We start from the raw sequence: 1,963 nt of genomic DNA, 5'->3' as shown, positions 1-1,963 counted from the left end.
ACAGGCTGCCGACGGCCAGCGCCCCCGCCTGGAACGCCGCGGAGAGCCCCAGTGCGGCGGCCCCGGCCAGCCAGAAGGGACGTCGCAGGAGGCGCATCAGCCAGGCCAGGGCCTTCCGCACCTGCCACCGGCGCGGGGGCTCGTCCCGGGCCTCGGTCTGCTCCATGACGGCCCGCCGCTGCAGGACGGACGCGGCGCCGTTGGCGAAGGCGGCCAGCAGTGCCAGCACGATGGCCAGTGAGCTCATCCCCGGTCAGCCGAAGCGGACGGCGAGCCGGCGGTAGAGCCCCGGGGCGACGGCCCGCACGACGCCCGGGAGCCGTAGCCAGCCCGGTACGTACACGTCGTCGCGGCCGGAGACGATGGCGTCCCAGACGGCGTCCGCGACGCGCTCCGGCGCCAGCGGCCGGGGCCACGAACGTACGTACGACATCCCGCGGGTCTCGAAGAACGGGGTGTCGACGACGGCGGGGACCACGAGGGTGACGCGTACGCCGGTCCCCGTGAGTTCCTGGCGCAGCGCGTCCGCGAAGGCGGCGACCGCCGCCTTCGCGGCCGAGTAGACCGCCTCCCCGCGGACGGCCGTAGAGCCCGCCACCGAGCCGACCAGCACGATGTGGCCGCGTCCGGCCGCGATCATGTGGGGCAGCAGGAGCCGTACGAGATGGACCACGGACGCCAGGTCGACGGTGAGGACGCGGTCGACGGCGGACGCCGGCATGGAGAGGAACGGTCCGGCCCAGCCGATCCCCGCGGACGCCACCACCAGATCGACCCGGCCGGCGGTCTCCAGTGCTTCGTCGACCATGCGCTCCACGGCCTCGGGAGACATCAGGTCGGCACGCAGCGCCGTCGAGCGCGTCGTCGCGGCGACCTCCGCCAGGCGGTCCCGGTCGCGGCCGGCGGCCAGGAGCCGCCAGCCCTCCTCGGCCGCGATCCGGTGGCAGACGGCGGCTCCGATGCCCGAGGAGGCACCGGTCACCAGAGCCACACCGGCCGGCGCCCTCCGGCGGTCCACCGCGTCGTCGCCCCGCGCCTCGCGGTGGGCGATGCCCGGTACACGTGACATGTCCTCTCCCTGTGTCGGCTCTGTGCGGCGCGGTTCCGCCTTCACGAGGTCAGACCTGTCTCTTATACACACCCCGGGACCCGCCGAACCCCTGCCCGAGGTGATCGCATGCGCCGGCCACCGCCGCAGACCGACCTCACCACTGGACCCCACTCTCTGCCGACGCCCGGGAGCACGCAACCGATGAACGCAGCACAGGGACGCTTCCTGATCCTGAGCGCCGGCATGGGCTCCGGCCACCACGCCGTCGCGGCCGAACTGGCCCGGCGCCTGGAGGCCGGCGGTGGACGGACGAGGACCGTCGACGTCCTCGGCCTGCTGCCACCCGGTGTCGGCCGCGGGCTGAGCGCGTTCTACCGAACGGTCATCTGCCACGCTCCGGCCGTCTACGCGGGGTTGTACGCGGCCTTCTTCCGCGCCGGACAGGGCCCGAGGCCGGGCAGCGCCCCGCTGGCCGCCCTGGCCGAACGCCGGCTGCTGGAACTCGTCGCCCGGCTGCGGCCGGACGTGGTCGTGCCGGTCTTCCACCTGGCCGCCCAGCTGACGGGCAGGCTGCGCGCCCGAGGCGCGCTCACGGTTCCGAGTGCGGTGGTCGTCACCGATTTCGCCGTCCACCGCCAGTGGCTGCATCCGGGTAACGACACCTATTTGTGCCTCACCCCCGAGCTCGCCCGCGAGGTGACCCGGGCGGTGCACCGCCCGGCGGTCGCCTCCGGAGCGCTGGTCGCGCCCCGGTTCCGTCACCCGGCGGCCACGGCGGAGGACTGGCGGCGGCGTCTCGGGCCCCCGGAGCGTCCGCCGGTCCTGATCTCGACGGGGGCCTGGGGAGCGGGCGCGGACGTCGCGGGGACCGCGCGGCTGGTCGCGGCCGCGGGCTACCGGCCGGTCGTGCTC

General features: G+C 75.1%; 2 protein-coding genes and 1 pseudogene. 1 reads left to right on the top strand and 2 read right to left on the bottom strand.

Annotated elements, in window-relative coordinates:
• Both IH13_RS0128780 and IH13_RS0128775 read right to left on the bottom strand, forming a co-directional pair.
• Positions 1-247, bottom strand: a pseudogene (locus tag IH13_RS0128780) (hypothetical protein); the annotation flags it as partial.
• Between the two features lie 6 nt (positions 248-253).
• Positions 254-1,069 carry an SDR family NAD(P)-dependent oxidoreductase gene (locus tag IH13_RS0128775; RefSeq protein ID WP_031088934.1) on the bottom strand — a complete coding sequence of 272 codons (816 nt, stop codon included), beginning with the start codon at positions 1,067-1,069 and terminating at the stop codon, positions 254-256.
• A gap of 183 nt (positions 1,070-1,252) precedes the next feature.
• Between IH13_RS0128775 and IH13_RS0128770 the strand changes: the two genes are divergently transcribed.
• Positions 1,253-1,963, top strand: a 711-nt coding sequence (locus IH13_RS0128770) for an MGDG synthase family glycosyltransferase (RefSeq protein ID WP_031088933.1), incomplete at its 3' end; no start/stop codon positions are given.

Origin of the sequence: Streptomyces sp. NRRL WC-3549, assembly GCF_000721935.1 — a bacterium.
Classification (GTDB): domain Bacteria; phylum Actinomycetota; class Actinomycetes; order Streptomycetales; family Streptomycetaceae; genus Streptomyces.
The sequence above is the reverse complement of the archived record's forward strand: the minus strand, read 5'-3'. Positions and strand labels throughout refer to the sequence as shown.

Coding starts and splice junctions, on each gene's coding strand:
- IH13_RS0128775 (WP_031088934.1), bottom strand. CDS start 1,069: ATGTCACGTGTACCGGGCATCGCCCACCGCGAGGCGCGGGGCGACGAC.